Source organism: Paenarthrobacter sp. PPS72 (assembly GCF_048537125.1).
Lineage (GTDB): Bacteria > Actinomycetota > Actinomycetes > Actinomycetales > Micrococcaceae > Arthrobacter > Arthrobacter nitroguajacolicus_E.
This window is the reverse complement of the sequence record NZ_JBLYIE010000050.1, coordinates 33307-53570: the sequence shown is the minus strand read 5'-3', so window position 1 is coordinate 53570 and position 20264 is coordinate 33307. Positions and strand designations below refer to the sequence as shown.

Below are 20264 nucleotides of genomic sequence, written 5' to 3'. Positions count from 1 at the left end.
CGGCGCTGGATATTACTGCCGGCGGCGCTGGATGTTACTGCCGGCGGCGCTGGCGGACTGCGTCAAGTACCAGGACTACCGCGAGCATGAAGGCCACTGGTAGTCCGTAAAGCGCCGTCCACGTCACCCATAACGGCGGCACACCCCCGTTGAATGCCACAGCCATGACCGTGCCAACGGCAGCCAGGGAAATGACGGCAATGACGGCGGCGATGATCATGATGGGGCGGCGGTAACCCGGGGAAGTCATGCCCACAACGCTAGCAGCAGCACGCGAAGGCGGTTCATTGCTGCAGTTGTTGCCCTCTTCGCGTACCGCGTGGTCGCGGCAAAGCAGGAATAGGGGGTCCGGCAGGATAACCTTGAGGGAACAGACCAACACGGACCGGGCTGTCACCCTCGATCCCGCAGGTCCCTGCGGATGCGGTGATCGGCCCGACGTGTCTCCCAAAGCAAGAACGAAGAAGGTTGATTACGTGCCTACCGGCAAGGTCAAGTGGTATGACAAGGAAAAAGGCTTCGGATTCCTCGCGGCTGAAGACGGCCAGGAAGTATTCCTGCCCAAGACGTCCCTGCCCGCGGGTGTAACGGAGCTCAAAGCCGGAACCCGTGTGGAATTCGGTGTGGCTGATGGCCGCCGCGGAGCACAGGCACTGGGGCTGCGTGTCCTGGAAAAGACGCCGTCCATTGCCAAAGCCAAGCGCATGAACGCCAAGGACCTCGCGCCTATGGTGCAGGACCTTGTCACCGTGCTGGATAACCTCTCCGGCTCCTTGTCTTCAGGCAAGTACCCCGATGGCAACAAGGCAAAGGCCATCAGCATGGCACTGCGCAAGGTTGCCGACGAGCTGGAAGCCTAGGACTCGGCCATGACAACGGAATCCGCACAGGAAACCAAGGCCGGCCCTGACGCTGCCCAGGCTCCTGGAAACGGGGACGCCCCCGCGCGGAAACCGGTCGCGGCCAAGCCCCGCGCCGGTTTGCCCGTGTGGCGTACCGGTAAGCCGGACGCCTTCCTGGCTGCCGCCGTCGATACTGCGCGTGAGGCAGTTGAAGGTATAGCCAACCCGGGCGAAGTCGGGGCGCACCTTGGCGCCAAGTCCGAAGGCGACCGCGTGGTGACCCACCTGTTCGAATCCCGGCTCGCCGGATACGGGGGCTGGCAGTGGTACGCCGTGGTGACCCGTAACTCGCGCTCCAAGATCGTGACTGTCAGCGAGCTTGGATTGCTGCCTTCCGAGGATTCCATCCTGGCTCCCGAATGGGTGCCGTGGGCCAAACGCGTCCGCCCGGAGGATGAGACCCCGCTGGTGGAAGAGACCGTTGAGGACGTCACGGAAGAATCCGTGCAGGCGGCCGAAGACGAAGCCACTGAACCGGCTGATGAGGCCGCTGATTCCGAGGAAGCTGAAATCCCGGACGACGAAGCCGACGACGAAGCCGGGGCTGAATAGGCATTGCGGAAACCCGGGGTGACCACAGTGAAGGCGGACGCTGATGTCCACCTTTAGGTCACTCGGAATCCTCAACTACCGCATCTGGTTCGTCGGCGCGCTGATCTCCAACATCGGCACCTGGATGCAGCGTACTGCGCAGGACTGGCTGGTTTTCGATCACCTGACAGCGCATGACGCCGGTGCCATGGGCGTTACGTTGGCCCTCCAACTGGGTCCCCAGCTTTTCCTCGCTCCGTGGGCGGGATTGCTGGCCGACCGTTATAGCCGGCGGAGGCTGCTTCTCCTCACCTTGGTGGCCATGGCCCTCCTCAGCACCGGCCTGGGCGTGCTGGTGCTGCTGGGGATCGCCGAACTCTGGCACGTCTACCTCTTTGCCCTGCTCTTGGGAATCGTGACTGCCCTCGATGCTCCCGTCCGACAGACTTTCGTCTCCGAACTCGTCACCGACGATTACCTGCCCAACGCAGTTGCCCTCAACAGCGCCTCGTTCAACGTGGCCCGGATGATCGGACCCGCTGTTTCAGGCGTACTGACCGTGCTGGTGGGACCGGGCTGGGTGTTCCTCATCAACACCCTGTCTTTCGTGGCCATGCTGTGGGCGCTCAAACTCATTCCCGCATCGTCCCTCCGGATCCAGCCGAGGGCTGCGGCCGGCAAAGGTCGTATCCGGGAAGGCCTGCGCTACGTCAGGAACAGGCCGGATATCCAGATCGTCCTGGTGGCGATCTTCATTGTGGGCACGTTTGGGCTCAACTTTCCGCTGTTCATCGCCGCGATGGTCGGCACTCAGTTCGGCATGGACGCCGGCGCGTTCGGAGCGTTGAACTCAGTCATGGCCATAGGATCGGTCACCGGTGCGCTGTTGGCTGCCCGGCGCGGACGGCCACGCCTCAGGCTGATTTTCGGGGCCGCCGGCGGCTTTGGGGCAGCCAGCGCGCTCGCCGCACTGGCTCCCAACGCAGTGCTTTTCGGGCTCGCCCTGGTTCCCTGCGGTTTGTTCGCCCTCACCTTGATCACCAGCGCCAATGGCTACGTTCAATCCACTACGGAGCCAGTGATGCGCGGGCGGGTCATGTCCCTCTACATGGCCATTTTTATGGGAGGCACTCCCATCGGGGCGCCGTTGGTGGGCTGGGTGGCCAACGTCGGTGGACCTCGATGGGCCGTTGGCGTTGCGGCGGTTGCCGGCGTCAGCACCGCCGTCGTGGGATTGCTGTGGATCATCCGCGCCAAGCAGCTGAGGCTCCGCTTTGACCGCAGGGCCCGCGGCCTTAAGCACTTCCGGCTGGAGTCGTTGCTTGCCCGTCCCGAAACGGACGACGACGACGGCGCAAGCCGGCAGGGCGCTTAACACGCCTTAAATGGCGGCGGCGCCGTCCGGGAACTACCCGCACGACGCCGACACCTCAGCCTGTGATGCTATTTCTTCAGTTCGCCCACCACGTAGTCGATGCTGGCGAGCAATGCCGAGACGTCCTCCGGCTCGATGGCCACGAAGGTGGCGATACGGAGCTGGTTGCGGCCGAGCTTACGGTATGGCTCGGTGTCCACCACGCCGTTGGCGCGCAGGACCTTGGCGATCGCTGCGGCGTCAATGGAGTCGTCGAAGTCGATGGTGGCGATGACGTTGGAGCGGTCTTCGGCGTTGGCGACGAAAGGCGTTGCGTACTCCGAGGCCTCAGCCCAGGAGTAGATGCGGTTGGCGGAATCTGCCGTGCGCTTGCTGGCGAAATCCAGGCCGCCGTTGTTGTTGAGCCACTGCACCTGGGCGTCCAGGGTTACCAAGGTGGACAGGGAAGGGGTGTTGTAGGTCTGGTTCAGCTTGGAGTTGTCGATGGCGGTCTGCAGGTCCAGGAAGTCAGGGATCCAGCGGCCGCTGGCCTTCACCCGGGCCGCACGTTCCAAGGCGGCGGGGGAGAAGAGGCCCAACCAGAGGCCACCGTCTGAGGCGAAGTTCTTTTGCGGGGCGAAGTAGTAGACGTCGGACTCGGCGACATCGACGTCCAGTCCGCCTGCCGCGGAGGTAGCGTCCACCAGGACGAGGGAGTCTTCGTCGGCACCGTGGACGCGCTTCACGGGAGCGGCCACACCGGTTGATGTTTCATTCTGGGGCCACGCGTAGACGTCCACGCCGGCCTCGGCTGCTGCCACGGGGCGCGTGCCGGGTTCAGCCTTGATGATGGACGAAGCGTCAAGGAACGGTGCCTTGTTGGTGGCGGCTGCGAATTTTGAGCCGAACTCGCCGAAGGAGAGGTGCTGGGCTTTCTTCTCCACCAGGCCGAATGCGGCCACGTCCCAGAACGCCGTCGAACCGCCGACGCCGAGGACAACCTCATACCCTTCAGGAGCGCGGAAGAACTCGCTGAGCCCTTCCCGGACCGAGCCCACGAGGTTCTTGACCGGAGCCTGACGGTGGGAAGTGCCGAGGATGGTGTTCGACGCGGCGGACAACGCTTCGATTTGTTCCGGGCGAACCTTGGACGGTCCAGCGCCGAAGCGTCCGTCCTTGGGCAGCAGGTCGGCAGGAATGGTGATGCTGTTGTCGCTCACGTAGGGCTCCAATGGGTATCGGCTAGAGATGGGTCGTGGCAGGGGGCATCTACTGCCCCTTCGACACCACAATTCTGCCTGACCCGGCCCGGGCGCAGGAACCTGCGGCCGTCATAGTCCGCCACGTGGAACGTGGACGAACACGATGCGACCACGATCCGACCGAAATTATCCAGAGTAATTCCAAATAAGCTAGGCTGGTGGTTGGCGTTCATGGGGCGGCGGGCACACCGTCCGCCCTTGCTGGGGACGCGGTACGGTGGAGATTACGCAAGGAACTGCGTTCGAGGAGAGCTGAGCTGGATGACGGATCTGATCGATACCACTGAGATGTATCTTCGGACCATTTTGGAGCTTGAAGAAGAAAACATTGTGGCTCTTCGGGCCCGAATTGCCGAGCGATTGCGCCACTCCGGACCCACTGTTTCCCAGACCATTGGTCGCATGGAGCGCGATGGCCTGGTGATCGTGTCCAACGACCGCCACCTGGAATTGACCGAAGTGGGCCGGAAGCGCGCCACTGAAGTCATGCGCAAGCACCGCCTTGCGGAACGCCTGCTGGCCGACGTTATTGGCCTCGACTGGGCCTACGTGCATGATGAAGCGTGTCGCTGGGAGCATGTCATGAGTGAGCGCGTGGAGCGTCGGCTATACGAGCTCCTGGAGCACCCCACGGAGTCCCCCTATGGCAACCCCATCCCGGGACTTGAAGCGCTTGGTGGCCTCGCGATCCAGCCTCTCTCCCGGCTGGATGTCAATCTGTTGCAGGCGATGGACGGTTATGCCATCGATTCCCGTGTTGTGGTCAGCCGCCTCGCCGAGCCCATCCAGGTAGAGCCCGAGCTCCTCACACAGTTGGATGAAGGCGGAATCCGTCCAGGCGCAACCGTCTCACTGGAACGCGTTGGCGACTACATCTCGGTCCGGGTCCCGGGTATCGAGGGCGCCTTGGAGCTACCTCCTGAGGTTGCTGCACACGTCTTCGTCTCCCTCAGCTAACCACCAATGACCAATGCCGTGTCAAACCTCACTTTTGGGCCTTGAGCGCGCGTGTGACCTGCGGTTTTTCGGAATTGATGATAAAGGGCTGCGCCTTGGAGCCCGCGCCTGTTGATAACGAATTTATTACCGAGGGCCTTAATCCCCTATAGTTATCTACTAGCGCTGATACCAAAGCGTTACCTGATCCGGAGCCGAGCTCTGCCAGCGGATCAAGGTGTGTCACCACCACTGGCAGAGGCGGGGGAACCACAAGCGGCTGTCTAAAGAAGCAGCCTTGGGGTGAAGTCCGCAGCAGAAGTGCCCACGTATGCAAGTCCCTCTTGGGATACCTGTGTGCCGTGAGCGCCTCGTGCGGACCGGGTCTTTGTACTCTCTGACCCGAATCCGACAGCTAACTTCGCAGGCTTTTGAGAGAGGAACAGAGATTGACATCGCAGAACGTCAGGGGCCGTCGCCGCGCGTCCGGCCCCGCTGCTGAGCTGCGGCCAGCCACCGTCGTAACGGAGATCCGGCCTCGCGACACCGAGCGTCAGGTGCGCCGCCGTAAGAGCCCGTTGCGCCAGGTTGCCGACTTCGCCGCTGCCAGCGGCGTAGGGCAGAAGGCCGGTGTTGCGCTTGCCGCAACCGGACTTGCCCTGACTGTCGGCCTGCCCGCCACCAGCCCGGTTATGGCCACTTCGGAATCAGGCCAGACTGAGTCTGCCCTTGCCGTTGCCGCCCCTGCGGGCAGCCAGCCTGAGGTTTCCGCTGCCGCGTCAGCCAAGATCGACTTCAGCCGCGCCGCCGTCGCTACTACCGCAGACCCCGACGGGAAGCTGAAGCAGCTGCTCAGCGCGCAGTCGGCCGGAAGCATCCAGCGCGCTTCATCCGTTGGGACTATGGCCAGCCCTCTTGCCTCGCTCACCACGGCGTCACCTTTTGGGTACCGCATCAGCCCCCTCACGGGCGGCGCCGGTGACTTCCACCGCGGGCAGGACTTCGTAGCCCAGTGCGGGACATCCGTGAACGCGGCAGCCAGTGGCAAAGTCACTTTCGCCGGATGGCACGAGTACGGGGGAGGCAACCGCGTTGTCATCGACCACGGCAATGGTCTCGAAACCACGTACAACCACCTGTCTTCCCTCAACGTCCAAGTAGGCCAGACCGTAAACCGTGGCGACAACGTCGCCTTCAGCGGCACCACGGGCGCTTCCACCGGCTGCCACCTCCACTTTGAGGTCCAGGTCAACGGTGAAGTTGTAGACCCCATGAGCTGGCTCTAAGCCACTTGATGGTCACCTCTCGCATTCGAGGGACACTCCGTGACCGGAATGTGACTTGAAGGCAACGACGCCCACTAGCACTCCTGCACGCGGCGCTGCAGACTTTCGGCCTGATTACCTACATGGGCGAATTCTCCGTACGGTGGCCACCCACTGTGAATTCGAGAGCCGCCCGACACGCTGCAGGCTCGGTGTGTCGGGGGAGTTCCCTCCCTCAATGTAGGTGATGGCCGCACATAGGCGGCCCTCGATTTCCGTCACCTCCCTTAACCGCGCATGAACTCTTGCCGACACCGCTGACGAATCGACAGAAAAATTCGTTGATACGGCATATAAGTGCTTACCCTTATGTTGTCGATCCACAGCCCGTACATGCAGAGGGCAGCCGGCCCTCGTGCCCCTGACGGGTGCGGCCGTGAAGAGGTACGTGCATGCGCACACTCGTTCTGAATGCTGGATATGAACCGCTGGCGGTAATAACATTCCGCCGGGCGCTGGTCCTTGTGCTGACTGGAAAAGCTAGCGTAGTGGCCGAAGGCGACGAGCCTGTCGTCGGGCCGCAGGAGATTCTCGGAAGACCATCCGTGATCCTCCTGAACCGCTACATCCGTCCCCGGTACAACAAGATCACTGCCGTGAGTCGCCGCGGGGTACTCCGCCGCGACGGCCACCGCTGCGCCTACTGCGGGAAAACAGCCCACACCATAGACCACGTCCACCCCAAATCCAGGGGCGGCGCGGATTCCTGGGAAAACCTGGTTGCGGCGTGCTTGAAATGCAATAACGCCAAGAGCGACCACACGCTGGCAGAAATGGGCTGGAAACTCCGTTTCACGCCCGGCGTGCCCCAGGGAACCATGTGGCAGATCAAAGAACTCGAGAAACCTGCGCCGGACTGGGACCCGTTCCTGTTGCCGGAATCCGCTGCCTGATCGATTTCTGCTGGTCTCCGTCCGTCCCGGGTAATCTGGGCGGATGGAGTTCAATGCCGTGATTTTGGCGGGTGGCCGGGCCACCCGCCTCGGTGGCGTGCCCAAGCCATCGTTGAAGTACGACGGCGCCACCCTCCTTTCGCACGCCCTGAAGGCTGCCCGGGGTGCTTCGGCCGTGGTTGTGGTGGGGCCGGACGCGTCCGTGGCAGGCGACATCGGAAGGGGCGGTGCCGGGAGAAGCTCTGAAACTGGCGGACAGTCGGCCAAGGTTCTGCGGGCACGCGAGGAACCAGTTTTTGCAGGGCCTGCGGCGGCCATTGCGGCTGGACTGGCCGCGTTGAACGAGAACAGTTCGAGCACGCCTTGGACGCTGGTGCTGGCATGCGATATGCCTCATGCCTCCCGCGGTGTCGGCCTTCTTTTGGCCGCCGTCGCGTCCGCCCCCAGGGTGGAAGGAGTCATGGCCGTCTCTCCCGATGGGCGTAAGCAACCACTCCTGGGGGTCTACCGTACAGCGGCGTTGGAAAGGGAAGTGGCTGTAGCTTCCGAAGGTTCCGGGTTAACGAACTCTTCAGTGTTCCGGCTGCTTGCTAGGCTGAACGTTCTGGACGTCGACGTCCCCGCTGGTTCCACGGATGACGTGGATACGTGGGAGGACGCGGCGGCCTTGGGCATTGACTACGAGTTGGAGGCGGACGTGAAGAGCCAGGAAGAGACCCTCGAGGAATGGTGCCGCACACTGCTGCAGGCTTTTGAGCTTGAGGGCGTGGAAGTGGACATCAACGAGGTTCTCGCCGTTGCAGGAGTAGCAGCGCATTCAGTGGTGCGCCCTGCTGCGCCCCTGACCACGTTCATTGCCGGATATGCTGCAGGCATGGCCCGCGGGATCGGTCAGGCCAGCGATGACGCGTCCATGAACGCAGCCCTGGAACTGGCCCGCAAAGTAGCCAAGGAGTACTCGGAGTCCGGGACTGACCCGGAATGACGGATGCCCCCAAGGAGGGCCATCACGCGGCACACACCTGGCATGAGGCCCGGCAGCGTGCGTTCGATGTTGCTTCTCCCATCCCGCCGGGGCCCGTGCCGCTCAGCTCCGCCCTGGGACGCACGTTGGCTTCGGATGCCCTGGCAGTGCAGGACATGCCCCACTATGCTTCGTCGGCTATGGACGGGTGGGCGGTTAACGGCAGTGGCCCCTGGATCCTGAGTGAGCCCGGACAGAGGCTGGCACCGCACCAAGCGAGCCCCATTGTTACCGGCGGGCTCATCCCGCCCGGGGCCAAGGCAGTGCTGCGCAGTGAGAGCGGTGTCATTACCAAGGACGACGACGGCCTGCCGGTTCTTGCGCTCGGCGGCACCGCCAAGCCGGGGGAGCCCCGCAACGGCCAACACATCCGCAAAGCTGCAGAAGAAGCCGCTGAAGGTGACGTCCTGCTTAAAGCCGGCGCCGTCTTGAATCCGGCACACATCGCGCTGGCAGCGCTGGCGGGTCTGGACCAGCTGGAGGTGCTCGGAAAGCCACTGGTCAGGTTCCTCCTGACGGGTTCGGAAGTCGTGGCCCAGGGAGTTCCCCTGCCCGGCCAGGTCAGGGACACCTTTGGGCCCCAACTTGGCGCCGTCGTCGAACTCTTGGGCGGCATCGCAGGGGAGCAGCTCCGTGTGGGGGACAGCTACGAGGAGTGGATGTCCGCCCTCCAGGACACCGAGCCGATGCTTGACGAGCTGGCACCGGACGAACCGTACATTGAAGCGGAACCGCCTGCCGACGTCGTTATTACTACGGGTGGAACCGGACGCTCGGGAACCGACCACCTCCGCAAGGCCGTGGCTGAGCTTGGGGGACGACTACTGATCGACGGCATCGCCATGCGTCCGGGGCATCCCGCGGTGCTGGCGGAGCTGCCCGATGGCCGGTTCGTCTTGGGACTGCCGGGAAATCCGCTCGCCGCGATGATGGCGTTGTTTACCGTGGGTGCGCCACTGCTGGCCGCCTTGGGCCACAGTCGCTTGGAAGAAGTAGGCGAGGTTCCCTGCGGAACCACCATCGATGCAGAGCCTGGACGCACCCGCCTGATGCCCTTCAAGCTGGTGTACGGGCTGGCATCGCCGACGCAACATGCCGGCCCCGGAATGATGCGTGGCCTGGCCGGTGCGGACGGGGTCATGGTGGTGCCGCCCCATGGAGTCCAGCTGGGCGAAATGGCTCCCGCTTTCGCCTTACCGTGGGGTAAGCCGTTGCCCGTGCCGAAGGCGCCGGAGGACAAGACCCGAAAGGCCGCCCCCCGGCAACAACGAAAGGCTCCTTCAGGCCCTGTGGACTGGAGCGCGCTGGACGCCTGAGGGCCGCGTGCAGCGGCCCGGGTCCTCGCGACAAAGTGCAATGATGGATTCATGAACAGGCATGCTCCAGAACAGGACATCAATGAAGATGACCTGCAAATCCATCCGCCCAAACAAGCCGCGGCAGGACTCAAGGCTGTCACGGTAGCGCTCGAACGCGGTTACGCCCAGGCCGGGGTGACCCGCACGGTCCGTTCCATGCTCAGGGTCAACCAGCATGATGGCTTTGACTGCCCTGGGTGTGCGTGGCCGGAATCGATTACCGGCAGGCGCAGTCCGGCAGAGTTTTGCGAAAACGGCGCCAAGGCGATCGCCGAGGAGAGCACCACCCGGACAGTGGGTGCTGAATTCTGGGCGAAACATTCCCTGGCTGACCTCGAGGATAAGACGGAATACTGGCTGGGAAGCCAAGGAAGACTGTCCGAGCCCGTTGTCATCAAACCGGGTGATACCCACTATTCGCCCATCAGCTGGACCAACGCTTTCGCTTTGATCGGCGAACACATCAACGCCACCACGCCTGACAAGTGCGTCTTCTACACCTCCGGCCGGACGGCCAACGAGACCGCCTTCATGTACCAGTTGTTTGCTAGAAGCCTCGGGACCAACAACCTGCCCGATTGCTCCAACATGTGCCACGAGTCCTCCGGCAGCGCACTCAATCCGACCATCGGAATCGGCAAAGGCACGGTTTCACTGGAGGACATCCACCATGCGGAGCTGGTACTGGTGGTTGGCCAAAACCCCGGGACCAATCACCCCAGAATGCTGTCCGCCCTCCGTGACTGCAAAAACAACGGCGGAAAAATCATCGCGGTCAACCCGCTTCCCGAAGCCGGCCTCCTGAACTTCAAGGATCCGCAGTCCCTCAACGGCGTTATCGGTGGGGGCACCACCATCGCTGATGAGTTCCTCCAGATCAAAGTGGGCGGCGACCTCGCGCTGTTCCAAGCACTGGGCCATCTGCTCCTGGAGGAAGAGAAGCGCAACCCGGGATCCGTCGTCGACCATTCCTTCATCGAGGAACAAACCGAAGGTTTCGCAGCCTATGAGCGAGCCCGCTCGGTGCTGGACTGGGACGAAACTGAGCGGGCCACAGGGCTGAGTCGGGAAGAGATCACCAAGGCCGCAGGAATGATGGCTTCCTCAAAGGCGACCATCATCTGCTGGGCCCTCGGACTGACCCAGCAACCGCACTCAGTGGATACGCTCCGCGAGATCATCAACCTGCTGCTCCTTCAGGGCAACTTTGGCAAGCGTGGGGCGGGCGCCTGTCCAGTGCGGGGGCACTCAAACGTGCAGGGCGACCGCACCATGGGCATCTGGGAAAAACCCAAGGAGTCCTTCCTGGCCGCGCTGGACAAGGAGTTCGGCTTCCACATGCCGCGGGACCACGGCTATGACTCCGTGGAAACCCAGCACGCCTTGGAAAAGGGTGAAGTGGATGTTTTCGTCTCGATGGGTGGAAACTTCGCGGCGGCGGGATCGGACACCGCAGCCTTGGAAGATGGCCTGAAGAAGGCGGGGCTCACCGTCCACATCTCCACCAAGCCCAACCGGGCACACATCGTCCACGGCAAGACGTCCCTGATCCTGCCCACGCTTGGCCGGACGGACACTGATGACAAGCACCCCAAAGGCAAGCAATTCCTCTCGGTGGAGGACTCCATGTCCGTCATCCACAAAACGCAGGGAAGGCTGGAGCCTGTTTCAGAACACCTCCTGAGCGAACCGGTGATTGTGGCACGAATGGCCCAAGCGACCCTGGGGGACAGCCACAGTGTGGACTGGCGTGCCATGGCCGAGGACTACGACGTGATACGCGACCATATCTCCCGCGTCATTCCGGGCTTTGAGGATTTCAACGCCCGGGTCCGCACCAAGAACGGCTTCGTCCTCCCCAACCCGCCCAGGGATAGCCGCACTTTCGCCACGGACATCGGCAAGGGACTTTTCTCCGTTCGACCGCTTGAATACCTCGAGGCACCGGCGGGCCACCTGATCCTCCAGACTGTCCGCAGCCACGATCAATACAACACCACGTTCTACGGGCTGGATGACCGCTACCGCGGCGTCTCGGACGGTCGGCGGGTGATCCTGGTCCATCTTGATGACCTGGAGGAACTGGGCTTCAAGGACCGTGACCTGGTGGATGTCATCTCCACTTTCGGGGGCACGGAACGGCGTGCCAACAAGTTCCGGCTCATCGGGTACCCCACTGCCAAGGGATGCGCAGCGGCGTACTTCCCGGAGGCAAACGCGTTGGTGCACCGTGAACTGGTGGCCCGGGAATCCAACACCCCCGGCTACAAAGCAATGACCGTACGCTTCGTGAAGCATGAGGAGAACGGATCCTGATATGGGACGAGTAACCCAGCGCCGCAAGGTGCACAAGTTTGTCCTGGATGGCTCACCGCAGGCCTTGGAGCATCCCATCCGTTTCAAGGAAGACGTCTTGGCTGTGGAGGAGCCGCTGGAGATCCGCTTGGGTGACATGTCTTTCTCCGTGACCATGCGGACCCCCGGGGACGACTTCGACCTCGTTGCGGGATTCCTGGTCTCGGAAGGGATCGTGTGGGAGCCGGGTCAGCTGGTCTCGGAGCGTTTCTGCGCTGGTGAGGACGAGAACGGGGTGCAGACCTTCAACGTGGTGGATGCGCAGCTTCGGCCTGACGTGGAACGACCCGACACCGGCCGGAACGTCTACACCTCCAGCTCATGCGGAATTTGTGGCACGGACTCCATTGATGCAGTGCGCAAGTCCTCACACCACAGCCCCAAGGAGGACAGTGTCACGGTTCCGGTGAGGGCGCTCGCCGCCCTGCCCGACCGCCTCCGTGAAGCGCAGGCGGTCTTTGACAAAACCGGTGGCGTGCACGCTGCCGGCCTTTTCAGGATCCACGACGACGGCGCTACGGAGTTGCTCTGCCTCCGGGAGGACGTGGGCAGGCACAACGCCGTGGATAAAGTTGTGGGCTGGGCGTTGCGTTCGGGCATGTTGCCGCTCAAGGGGACTGTTCTTCAGGTTTCGGGCCGGGCTTCGTTTGAACTTGTCCAGAAGGCTGCCATGGCGGGGATTCCCGTGTTGGCGGCTGTGAGCGCCCCCTCCAGCCTTGCGGCGGAACTGGCGGAGGAAACGGGGATCACCCTGGCGGGTTTCAGCCGTGGGCTCAGCCTTAATGTCTATGCCGGACGGGACAGAATTGTGGCAGAAGCTGCGGCAACGGACTCGCAAGCGGTGGGGGATAGCCGGCAATCACTTGGCTATTGAGCTGGAACAACGTAGATTTTATCCATCGATTGGAAGCCCGGCGACTCAAGTTTTGCCGTCCGTGCCCTGCAGTTTTGGGGCGCGGTAACAATCCCTGTCACCCAGCGAACGCCCAAAGGGGAATTAATTGCACGACGACCGCCGGATCACTGAACAGCGTCTCGACAGGTTTGTTCGGGAACGTGTTCTTCCGGCTATTTACGGTAGGGCGATTCCGCTTCAGCTGAGCAGTTGGGATGCGCCGGGTGAGCCCGTGCCCGCTGCGGAAGCACTACGCCAGGTCTTTGCGCCACAGGAGCCCGGCGCTGCCTGGGGCAAGGCATGGAGCACAAAATGGCTGCGCCTGCAGGGCGAGGTGCCGCAGGACTGGGGCATGACTGATTCCACAACAGTGGAAATCATTGTTGATCTTGGTTTCAACAGTGATGTCCCTGGCTTCCAGTGTGAAGGCACAGCCTGGCGCTCCGACGCAAGCATCATCAAGGCAATTTCGCCCCGGAACTATCACGTGCCGCTGAAGCTTTTGGGTGGCGGCCACTCCGTTGACTTCTATGTGGAGGCAGCAGCCAATCCGGACGTTGCGCAGGGTTGGTCGTTCGCCCCCACCCCCTTGGGGGACAAGGCCACCTCCGGTGATGAGCCTCGCTACAGGCTGGGCCGGATCGCCATCGCCGAACTGAACGAGACCGTGTGGGAACTCAACCAGGACATCTGGACCCTCAGCGGCTTGATGCACGAACTTCCCATGGAAATGCCCCGCCGCCATGAAATCCTGCGCGCACTTGAACGAATGCTGGACGTCATGGACCCGGACGATGTTGCCGGAACCGCCGCCACGGGCCGTGCAGAACTTGCGCAGGTCCTGAGCCGTCCGGCGTACGCGTCGGCCCATGAGCTTCTGGCTACCGGCCACGCGCACATCGACTCCGCGTGGCTGTGGCCAGTCCGTGAAACCATCCGTAAGTGTGCCCGGACGTTCTCGAACGTTGTGGCGTTGATGGATGAGGACCCTGACTTTGTGTTCTCGTGTTCTTCGGCCCAGCAGATGGCGTGGATGAAGGAGTTCTTCCCGGAGCTGTTTGTGCGGATCAGGGAAAAGGTCAAGGCCGGCCAGTTCGTTCCCGTGGGCGGCATGTGGGTGGAATCGGACACCAACATGCCAGGTGGTGAGGCCATGGCCCGCCAGTTCGTGGAAGGGAAGAGTTTCTTCCTGAAGGAGTTCGGCATCGAGTGTCGGGAGGCGTGGCTGCCCGATTCGTTCGGTTACTCCGGTGCTCTCCCGCAGATCGTCAAGGAAGCCGGCTCACGCTGGTTCCTGACCCAGAAGATTTCCTGGAACAAGGTCAACCGGATGCCACACCACACTTTCGCGTGGGAAGGCATTGACGGGACCCGGTTGTTCACCCATTTCCCGCCGGTGGATACGTATAACGCTGAGCTGCATGGTCGTGAGTTGGCCCATGCGGAGCGGAATTACCGCGATCACGGCCGGGGGACGATGTCGCTGGTGCCGTTCGGTTATGGCGACGGCGGTGGCGGACCGACCCGTGAAATGGTGGCCGCTGCGCATCGCACGGCGGATTTGGAAGGCTCCCCGAAGGTCCGCATGGGCAGCGCCCAGGACTTCTTTACCAAGGCCGAGGCCGAATACACGAACCTGCCGGTCTGGGTGGGGGAGATGTACCTGGAAATGCACCGTGGAACGTACACCAGCCAAGCCAAGACCAAGCTCGGGAACCGTCGGAGCGAACATCTCCTGCGGGAGGCGGAGCTGTGGTGCACCACGGCCGCCGTCCGGCTCGGTACGGACTACGCCTACCCCGCCGCGGAGCTCAAACGGCTCTGGCAACTGGTGCTGCTGCAGCAGTTCCATGACATCCTGCCCGGCAGCTCCATTGCCTGGGTCCACCAGGACGCCGAACGGAACTACGCGGCCATAGCCCGGGACCTGGAGGGCATCATCTGCCACGCCGCCCAGGCCCTGGTAGGCGAAGGCGGCCAGGAGTTCTTGCTGAACGCCGCCCCGCATCAGCGCCACGGCGTCCCCGCCCTGGGCGCGGCTAAGGCCACGGCGCCCGATTCTCCCGATAACCCCCATTCGAGTGTCCGGGTGGACGAGCACGCGGACGGCTACGTGCTCGATAACGGCATCATCCGCGCGGTCCTGAACCCGGACGGGCTGTTGACCTCGTTGGTGGACCATGCCAGCGGCCGGAACGCCATCGCTCCCGGGCAGGCCGGGAACCTGTTGGAACTGTTCCGGGATACCCCGAACGAGTGGGACGCTTGGGACATCGAGGAGTTCTACCGCCGCAACGTCACCCCGCTGACCCAAGCGGACGCGGTCGAGGTCGAACGTTCCCCGGCAGGCGTCGTCGTGGTGGTCAAACGCAAGGTGGGCGCCTCCATCATCACCCAACGCCTGACCCTGGAGCCCGGTGCGGCGTCGCTGGGGATCGCCACCACAGTGGACTGGCAGGAACGCGAGAAGATGCTCAAGATCGCCTTCCCGCTGGACGTCAGGGCAGACCGTTCAGCGTCCGAAACACAGTTCGGCCACGTTTTCCGGCCCACGCACACCAACACGTCCTGGGAAGCTGCCAAGTTCGAGATCTGCGTCCACCGCTGGATCCACGTCGCCGAACCCGGCTACGGCGTGGCAGTGACCAACTCCTCCAGCTACGGGCACGACGTCACCAGGGCAGTCCGGGCCGATGGCGGAACCACGACGACGGTCCGGACCTCGCTGCTGCGCTCGGCCCGGTTCCCGGACCCGGAAGCAGACCGCGGCGAGCACACCCTCGAGGTCTCCATCAGGCCCGGCGCCGGGATCGCTGACGCCGTGGAAGAGGGCTACCGCACCAACCTCAAACCTCGGTTCGTCACCGGCGGGCAGGCCGTTGAACCCCTGCTCACCGTGACCAACCCCGCCATTGTGGTCGAAGCAGTGAAACTAGCCGAGGACGGCTCGGGCGACGTCATCGTCCGGCTCTACGAATCACTGGGGGAACGCTCAACCGGGACCCTCAAGGCCAACTTCGAGTGCTCCGCAGTGGTAGCCACGGACCTCCTGGAACGCCCCACCGAAGCCCCCGGCGTGACCGTGGAGGAAGACTCCACAACCAAACTGGTACTCCGGCCCTTCCAACTGGTCACGCTGCGGCTCAGCCGCTGAGATAGTGGCGGAATTGCTCTGTTGAGTGAGTTACTCCGCCAGTTCCGCGTCGATGGCATCCTTGACCACCTGAACCCGGATGGGGATCACGGCGTCGTGGTGTTTGATATCGGCTGAGATGTTCTTCGAGAAAACATCGTCAACCAGGGCAGGCATTCCCTTGACGCCGTTCAGGTAGCGTTTGGCGGCAAAGTCGAATTCTGACCTGTTGTTCTTTATCCGGGTGTTGACGGCCTTGAGTTCGTCAGCAATCTTGAGGTATTCCGCATCTGTGGCATTCCGGGCGGTGGCGTCATCAATTTTTTTGACGTACTCATCCTTGAGCCGGACAAACTCGTTGTAGTTCTCCTCGGACTTCGCCGTGGTTTCTGCGTGGGATTCCAGCTGTGCAATCTCATTGTCCAAGGTGCGGGCAAACTCAACATAGGAGATGTTCTTGGATTGTTTGAGTTGGTTGACGGCCTCCCGGCACGGGACAGCTGCTTGTCCCAGGAGTGTTTGACGTTCCCGGAGGGTGGCCGCTTTGGAGCCCACAAACAGTCCACTACAGCCGGCATCCTCCCTGAAGAGTCCTTCGAACAGCGGATATGACTCCACGAGCCCTTCCATGGAGTCGAGATAGGCCTGATAGGAATCAGCAAGCTGGGCTGCGGCCACAGGCATCGTATCCCCTTCTCCGCCGGCTCCGTTTCCCGCCTGCACATTGCTCAAGGCAGTCCGTGCTGAGTTGATGGCCTGCTGGAACTCATCCCGTTCTTTGGCGGAGTTCTTCTCAGCCTCCTCCTGCGTTGCCGGGACGTTGCGTGCCTTCTTATACGCTGCCAGGTAGGAATTGACGGCCGGTTGGACTTTTCCCCTTGCCTCGACGAGGGCAGTCAGACGCTCATCCTTCAGGACGCTCAGACTTTCCCTGCGCTGCTGATGGGCGACGTTGGTCAAGGTGATCACCACTACCGAGGCAACCACCGCCAGAACAACGGCAATGGCTACGGCAATAAGGAGCGGACGGCGCTTAGTGCGGACGGGCTCAGTGGTCATGGCTATTTCCCCTCACCGGATGCTGCTTCAAACTGTTCCAAGCGCTTCTTGAGGACGCCTTCGAATTCCGAGTTTGAGCTGTTGGCATTTTCGATGATTTTTGAGTATTTGTCCTTGGTGGCGGTTTCATAGCTTGTCTGGGCCTTGGCGAATGCCTCATTGATATCCAACAGCGCAAGGCCGGCAAGAGTGCTCTTGCTGAGGCGCTCCAAGGTGTCCTTGCTATTGAGCACTTCCTGTTGCTTGTCCCGCTGCCCGCGGATGACTGCCTCCACCTCCGTGAGCAGGGTGGTGGTCTCGGCATCTGCACCGTCCTTGGCGGCACCCAGTGCTGCCAAGCACTCATCGGCACTCTTGACGTAGTCCTGGGCGTAGGACTCGCTTGCGACGTTCAGCGATGAATGCAGGGCCGCACACGGTCCGCCCACGGAGCGGTAGATGTTGGAGGTGTTGATCACCAGTTGATCGTTGTAGGCGATCACCGCTCCGTACTGATCCTTGAATCGGTTGAAGGATTCGGCCACTTCCTGATCCTGCACTACGGGCGATTCCGCCATGTGTTCAAGACGCTCGCGATTTGCCTGTGACTCACGCACTATGCGCTCACGGTCCTGGCTCAGGACTTTTTCCTCTTCAGCCTGTCCCGCTTTCTGGGAAATGGCGTTCGAGTACCGCCCGGAAAACTGTTGGACCAGGGGATCGTAGAGGTTCATCGAGTTGTCCACGATCACGCGGTGCTTGTCCAAACGGACAACGTCAGCACGGTCCGGTCCCGACGGCCGGGAGAGGGCAAACCAAGTGCCAAGCCCGGCGGCCACCAGGGCCAAAACCACGGCAACAACAATGATCGCCGTCCGTTTGGAGCGTCCCCCGCCGGGCACGTTGACTGTCTCTTCCAAAGGTTTCTTCCCCCATATTTTGTGGGCCGTACGGGCCCTGTATATCGCCTAGACGTCGTGTTGAAGCCGCTTCACGAAGAGCTTGGTCCGTTCCTGGCGCGGCGCCCGCAATACTTCGGCTGCAGGCCCGCGTTCCACTACGACGCCGCCGTCCATGAAAATTACCTCGTCTGCCACATGCTGGGCAAAGGCAAGCTCATGGGTCACGATCACCATGGTCCAGCCTTCCTCGGCGAGTTCTTTGATGACGCCCAGGACGTCTCCCACAAGTTCGGGGTCCAGGGCGGACGTGGGCTCATCGAACAAGAGCAGTTGAGGCTTCAGCGCCAAGGCCCGGACGATCCCCACACGCTGCTGCTGGCCGCCTGAGAGTTCGAAGGGGTAGGCGTCACGCTTGTCGGCGAGGCCAACGCGTTCCAGCAGGCGTTCGGCTTCGGCAATTGCCTCGGCGCGAGGTCGCTTCTGGACCTGGACGGGGCCTTCGATGATGTTCTTCAATACCGTCATGTGGGGGAACAGGTTGTAGTGCTGGAAGACCATGGCACTGCGGTCGCGGAGCGCGGCCACTTCCTTCTTCCCCACCTTGGCGCCGAAGTCGATGGCCAGCTCAGCCGAGGCATCGCCGCTTCCAAAGGTGACCGTACCGGCGTCGGGAATTTCCAGGCCATTGAGGGAGCGCAGCACCGTGGTCTTGCCGGATCCTGATGGCCCGATCAGGGCGACCACCTGACCGCGCCGGATATCGATGTCGATGTCGCGCAGTACCACGTTGCTTCCGAAGGCTTTGGCAAGGCTCCGCGCCTTCAGGACCGGGCTGACGCGCGGCTGGGCTGGTTCGTTAGTGCGCGACATAGCGGTCCAATCTCTTCTCCACGGCGGACTGTGCCGTGGAAAGGACCAGGCAAATAACCCAGTAAACCAAGGCTGCCTGCAGGTAAAGGGCCATGAACTCCTGGCTGAACGCAGCGATCTGCTGTGCGTTGCGGAACAGTTCGGTGACCAGGATGAGCGAGGCAAGGGACGTATCCTTCACCAGCGAGATGAAGGTATTGGACAACGGCGGAACGGACACTCGTGCTGCCTGCGGAAGGATGATGCGCACCAAAGCCTGCGGCCGGGACATACCGATGGTGTGGCCGGCTTCCCACTGACCTTTCGGCACGGACAGAATGGCCGCGCGGATGATTTCGGCAGCGTATCCGCCCACGTTCAGCGAGAAAGCGATAATGGCGCTGGGCCAAGGATCAAGCCGGATGCCGATGCTGGGAAGGCCGAAGAAGATCACGAAGAGCTGCACCAGCAGGGGAGTGCCGCGGATCACCGAGACGTAGAAGCGGCCGATGCCGGAGATAAACCAATTTGGGCTCAGGCGCATCAGGGCAACTACCAGTGCGATGACCAATCCGAAGGCAAAGGACGCGAGCGTCAGCGGAATGGTCCCCGTGACGGCGCCGGTGATCAGCGGACCGAAGGAACTCCAGATGAGGTCCCAGTTCATCTATTTGGTGACGTCCGCGCCGAAGTACTTTTCGGAGATCCTGGCCAGGGTGCCATCGGCCTTCAGGTCTGCCAACGCTTTGTCCACTGCTGCGGTGAGCTCCGTGGAGCCCTTGCGGAAAACCATGGCGCTCTGGGTCTTCTCCGGTGCTTCGGCGGCAACCTTCAGGCCGGAGTCGGGAGTGTTCTTGGCATAGTCCAGGTAGGTGAGTTTGTCGTTCACAGTGGCATCCACGCGGCCCTGTTGCACGAGCGTGGCTGACTGGGCCCAGCCTTCCACTGCCTGGACATTGGCGCCCGCTTCAACGGCCATCTTGTAGAAGTTGCTGGTCAGTGACTGGGCGGTGGTCTTGCCCTTGAGATCCGCGAAGCTGTTGATGCTGCTGTTGTCCGACTTGGTGACCACCACGCCGGTGGAGATGGTGTAGGGCGTGGAGAACTCGTACTTGGCCTTGCGCTCGTCATTGATGGAGATCTGGTTCGCGATGGTGTCGAAACGCTTGGATTCGAGACCGGCGAAGATGCCGTCGAACTGCGTTTGCTGGAAGGTAGCCTTTACGCCGAGTTTCCCGGCAACAGCCTGGGCGATCTCGACGTCGAAACCGGTGAGCTCTCCGGCGCCGTCAGCGTGGAAGCTGAAGGGACGGTAGGTACCTTCGGTGGCGATGATGAGTTCGCCCTTGGATTTGACGTCCGAAAGGGAGGTGTCACCGCCGGATTGAGCGGGCGCTGACCCTCCGCCGCACGCGGAAAGTGCAAGGGAGGCCGCGGCCACGGTTGCTGCGAGGACAGAGCGGCGGGTGCGAAGGCTGTTCATGGAGCCATCTTAGTCACCGCCCCG

At 62.4% G+C, this 20264-nt stretch carries 18 protein-coding genes and 1 riboswitch; of the genes, 11 read left to right on the top strand and 7 right to left on the bottom strand.

Annotation, left to right across the window (positions count from 1 at the left end; translation table 11 throughout):
• Window positions 1–34: 34 nt before the first annotated feature.
• The gene (locus ACLRGI_RS18565; RefSeq protein ID WP_419203015.1) at window positions 35–250 is read right to left on the bottom strand and encodes a hypothetical protein; all 216 of its coding nucleotides are present in this window, start codon (window positions 248–250) and stop codon (window positions 35–37) included.
• A 226-nt stretch (window positions 251–476) separates the two neighbouring features.
• On the opposite strand from ACLRGI_RS18565, the gene ACLRGI_RS18560 reads away from it, so the two are divergent.
• From ACLRGI_RS18560 to ACLRGI_RS18550, 3 genes are read left to right on the top strand one after another with little or no spacing between them, the layout of a single operon-like run.
• A complete protein-coding gene (locus ACLRGI_RS18560) occupies window positions 477–860 on the top strand; it encodes a cold-shock protein (RefSeq protein ID WP_090820714.1) in 384 nt (127 codons plus the stop codon).
• Between the two features lie 9 nt (window positions 861–869).
• Window positions 870–1454, top strand: a complete 585-nt coding sequence (locus ACLRGI_RS18555; protein ID WP_419203014.1) for a DUF3027 domain-containing protein — start codon at window positions 870–872, stop codon at window positions 1452–1454.
• 43 nt (window positions 1455–1497) lie between these two features.
• A complete protein-coding gene (locus tag ACLRGI_RS18550; RefSeq protein WP_419203013.1) occupies window positions 1498–2808 on the top strand; it encodes an MFS transporter in 1311 nt (436 codons plus the stop codon).
• 68 nt (window positions 2809–2876) lie between these two features.
• On the opposite strand, the gene serC is transcribed toward ACLRGI_RS18550, so the two are convergent.
• Complete coding sequence (serC, locus tag ACLRGI_RS18545; RefSeq protein WP_419203012.1) at window positions 2877–4007, bottom strand: phosphoserine transaminase; 1131 nt, start codon at window positions 4005–4007, stop codon at window positions 2877–2879.
• Window positions 4008–4310: 303 nt separating this feature from the next.
• Here serC and ACLRGI_RS18540 point away from each other — a divergent pair, with 303 nt between their 5' ends.
• The 8 genes from ACLRGI_RS18540 (at window position 4311) to ACLRGI_RS18505 (ending at window position 15989) form a co-directional block, all read left to right on the top strand.
• The gene (locus ACLRGI_RS18540) at window positions 4311–5006 is read left to right on the top strand and encodes an iron-dependent transcriptional repressor DtxR (RefSeq protein ID WP_419203011.1); all 696 of its coding nucleotides are present in this window, start codon (window positions 4311–4313) and stop codon (window positions 5004–5006) included.
• A gap of 192 nt (window positions 5007–5198) precedes the next feature.
• Window positions 5199–5428: riboswitch (cyclic di-AMP (ydaO/yuaA leader) on the top strand.
• A 6-nt stretch (window positions 5429–5434) separates the two neighbouring features.
• Window positions 5435–6271 (top strand): M23 family metallopeptidase, encoded by an 837-nt coding sequence (locus ACLRGI_RS18535; RefSeq protein ID WP_419203010.1) that lies wholly within the window; start codon window positions 5435–5437, stop codon window positions 6269–6271.
• Between the two features lie 431 nt (window positions 6272–6702).
• Entirely contained in the window at window positions 6703–7203 is a 501-nt protein-coding gene (locus ACLRGI_RS18530) for an HNH endonuclease (RefSeq protein WP_419203009.1), read from the top strand.
• Window positions 7204–7246: 43 nt separating this feature from the next.
• Window positions 7247–8188: an NTP transferase domain-containing protein gene (locus ACLRGI_RS18525; protein WP_419203008.1), complete on the top strand. Its 942-nt coding sequence runs from the start codon at window positions 7247–7249 to the stop codon at window positions 8186–8188.
• Window positions 8185–9543 (top strand): molybdopterin molybdotransferase MoeA, encoded by a 1359-nt coding sequence (locus ACLRGI_RS18520; protein WP_419203007.1) that lies wholly within the window; start codon window positions 8185–8187, stop codon window positions 9541–9543. Before ACLRGI_RS18525 ends, ACLRGI_RS18520 begins: the two co-directional genes overlap by 4 nt.
• A gap of 51 nt (window positions 9544–9594) precedes the next feature.
• On the top strand, window positions 9595–11901 hold the full coding sequence (locus tag ACLRGI_RS18515) for an FdhF/YdeP family oxidoreductase (protein WP_419203006.1): 2307 nt from the start codon (window positions 9595–9597) through the stop codon (window positions 11899–11901).
• Window position 11902: 1 nt separating this feature from the next.
• Window positions 11903–12814 (top strand): formate dehydrogenase accessory sulfurtransferase FdhD, encoded by a 912-nt coding sequence (fdhD, locus tag ACLRGI_RS18510; protein WP_419203005.1) that lies wholly within the window; start codon window positions 11903–11905, stop codon window positions 12812–12814.
• A gap of 127 nt (window positions 12815–12941) precedes the next feature.
• Entirely contained in the window at window positions 12942–15989 is a 3048-nt protein-coding gene (locus ACLRGI_RS18505; protein WP_419203004.1) for an alpha-mannosidase, read from the top strand.
• A gap of 30 nt (window positions 15990–16019) precedes the next feature.
• Here ACLRGI_RS18505 and ACLRGI_RS18500 read toward each other — a convergent pair whose 3' ends face one another.
• The 5 genes from ACLRGI_RS18500 to ACLRGI_RS18480 are packed head-to-tail and all read right to left on the bottom strand — an operon-like array spanning window position 16020 to window position 20240.
• Window positions 16020–17027: a hypothetical protein gene (locus ACLRGI_RS18500; RefSeq protein WP_419203003.1), complete on the bottom strand. Its 1008-nt coding sequence runs from the start codon at window positions 17025–17027 to the stop codon at window positions 16020–16022.
• A gap of 2 nt (window positions 17028–17029) precedes the next feature.
• A complete protein-coding gene (locus ACLRGI_RS18495) occupies window positions 17030–17926 on the bottom strand; it encodes a hypothetical protein (RefSeq protein ID WP_419203002.1) in 897 nt (298 codons plus the stop codon).
• A gap of 48 nt (window positions 17927–17974) precedes the next feature.
• On the bottom strand, window positions 17975–18778 hold the full coding sequence (locus ACLRGI_RS18490) for an amino acid ABC transporter ATP-binding protein (protein WP_419203001.1): 804 nt from the start codon (window positions 18776–18778) through the stop codon (window positions 17975–17977).
• Entirely contained in the window at window positions 18765–19424 is a 660-nt protein-coding gene (locus ACLRGI_RS18485; RefSeq protein ID WP_419203000.1) for an amino acid ABC transporter permease, read from the bottom strand. Before ACLRGI_RS18485 ends, ACLRGI_RS18490 begins: the two co-directional genes overlap by 14 nt.
• Window positions 19425–20240: an amino acid ABC transporter substrate-binding protein gene (locus ACLRGI_RS18480; protein ID WP_419202999.1), complete on the bottom strand. Its 816-nt coding sequence runs from the start codon at window positions 20238–20240 to the stop codon at window positions 19425–19427.
• Window positions 20241–20264: the final 24 nt, after the last annotated feature.

Coding starts and splice junctions, on each gene's coding strand:
- ACLRGI_RS18565 (WP_419203015.1), bottom strand. CDS start 250: ATGACTTCCCCGGGTTACCGCCGCCCCATCATGATCATCGCCGCCGTC.
- ACLRGI_RS18555 (WP_419203014.1), top strand. CDS start 870: ATGACAACGGAATCCGCACAGGAAACCAAGGCCGGCCCTGACGCTGCC.
- ACLRGI_RS18550 (WP_419203013.1), top strand. CDS start 1,498: ATGTCCACCTTTAGGTCACTCGGAATCCTCAACTACCGCATCTGGTTC.
- ACLRGI_RS18540 (WP_419203011.1), top strand. CDS start 4,311: ATGACGGATCTGATCGATACCACTGAGATGTATCTTCGGACCATTTTG.
- ACLRGI_RS18530 (WP_419203009.1), top strand. CDS start 6,703: ATGCGCACACTCGTTCTGAATGCTGGATATGAACCGCTGGCGGTAATA.
- ACLRGI_RS18525 (WP_419203008.1), top strand. CDS start 7,247: ATGGAGTTCAATGCCGTGATTTTGGCGGGTGGCCGGGCCACCCGCCTC.
- ACLRGI_RS18520 (WP_419203007.1), top strand. CDS start 8,185: ATGACGGATGCCCCCAAGGAGGGCCATCACGCGGCACACACCTGGCAT.
- ACLRGI_RS18515 (WP_419203006.1), top strand. CDS start 9,595: ATGAACAGGCATGCTCCAGAACAGGACATCAATGAAGATGACCTGCAA.
- fdhD (WP_419203005.1), top strand. CDS start 11,903: ATGGGACGAGTAACCCAGCGCCGCAAGGTGCACAAGTTTGTCCTGGAT.
- ACLRGI_RS18500 (WP_419203003.1), bottom strand. CDS start 17,027: ATGACCACTGAGCCCGTCCGCACTAAGCGCCGTCCGCTCCTTATTGCC.
- ACLRGI_RS18490 (WP_419203001.1), bottom strand. CDS start 18,778: ATGTCGCGCACTAACGAACCAGCCCAGCCGCGCGTCAGCCCGGTCCTG.
- ACLRGI_RS18485 (WP_419203000.1), bottom strand. CDS start 19,424: ATGAACTGGGACCTCATCTGGAGTTCCTTCGGTCCGCTGATCACCGGC.
- ACLRGI_RS18480 (WP_419202999.1), bottom strand. CDS start 20,240: ATGAACAGCCTTCGCACCCGCCGCTCTGTCCTCGCAGCAACCGTGGCC.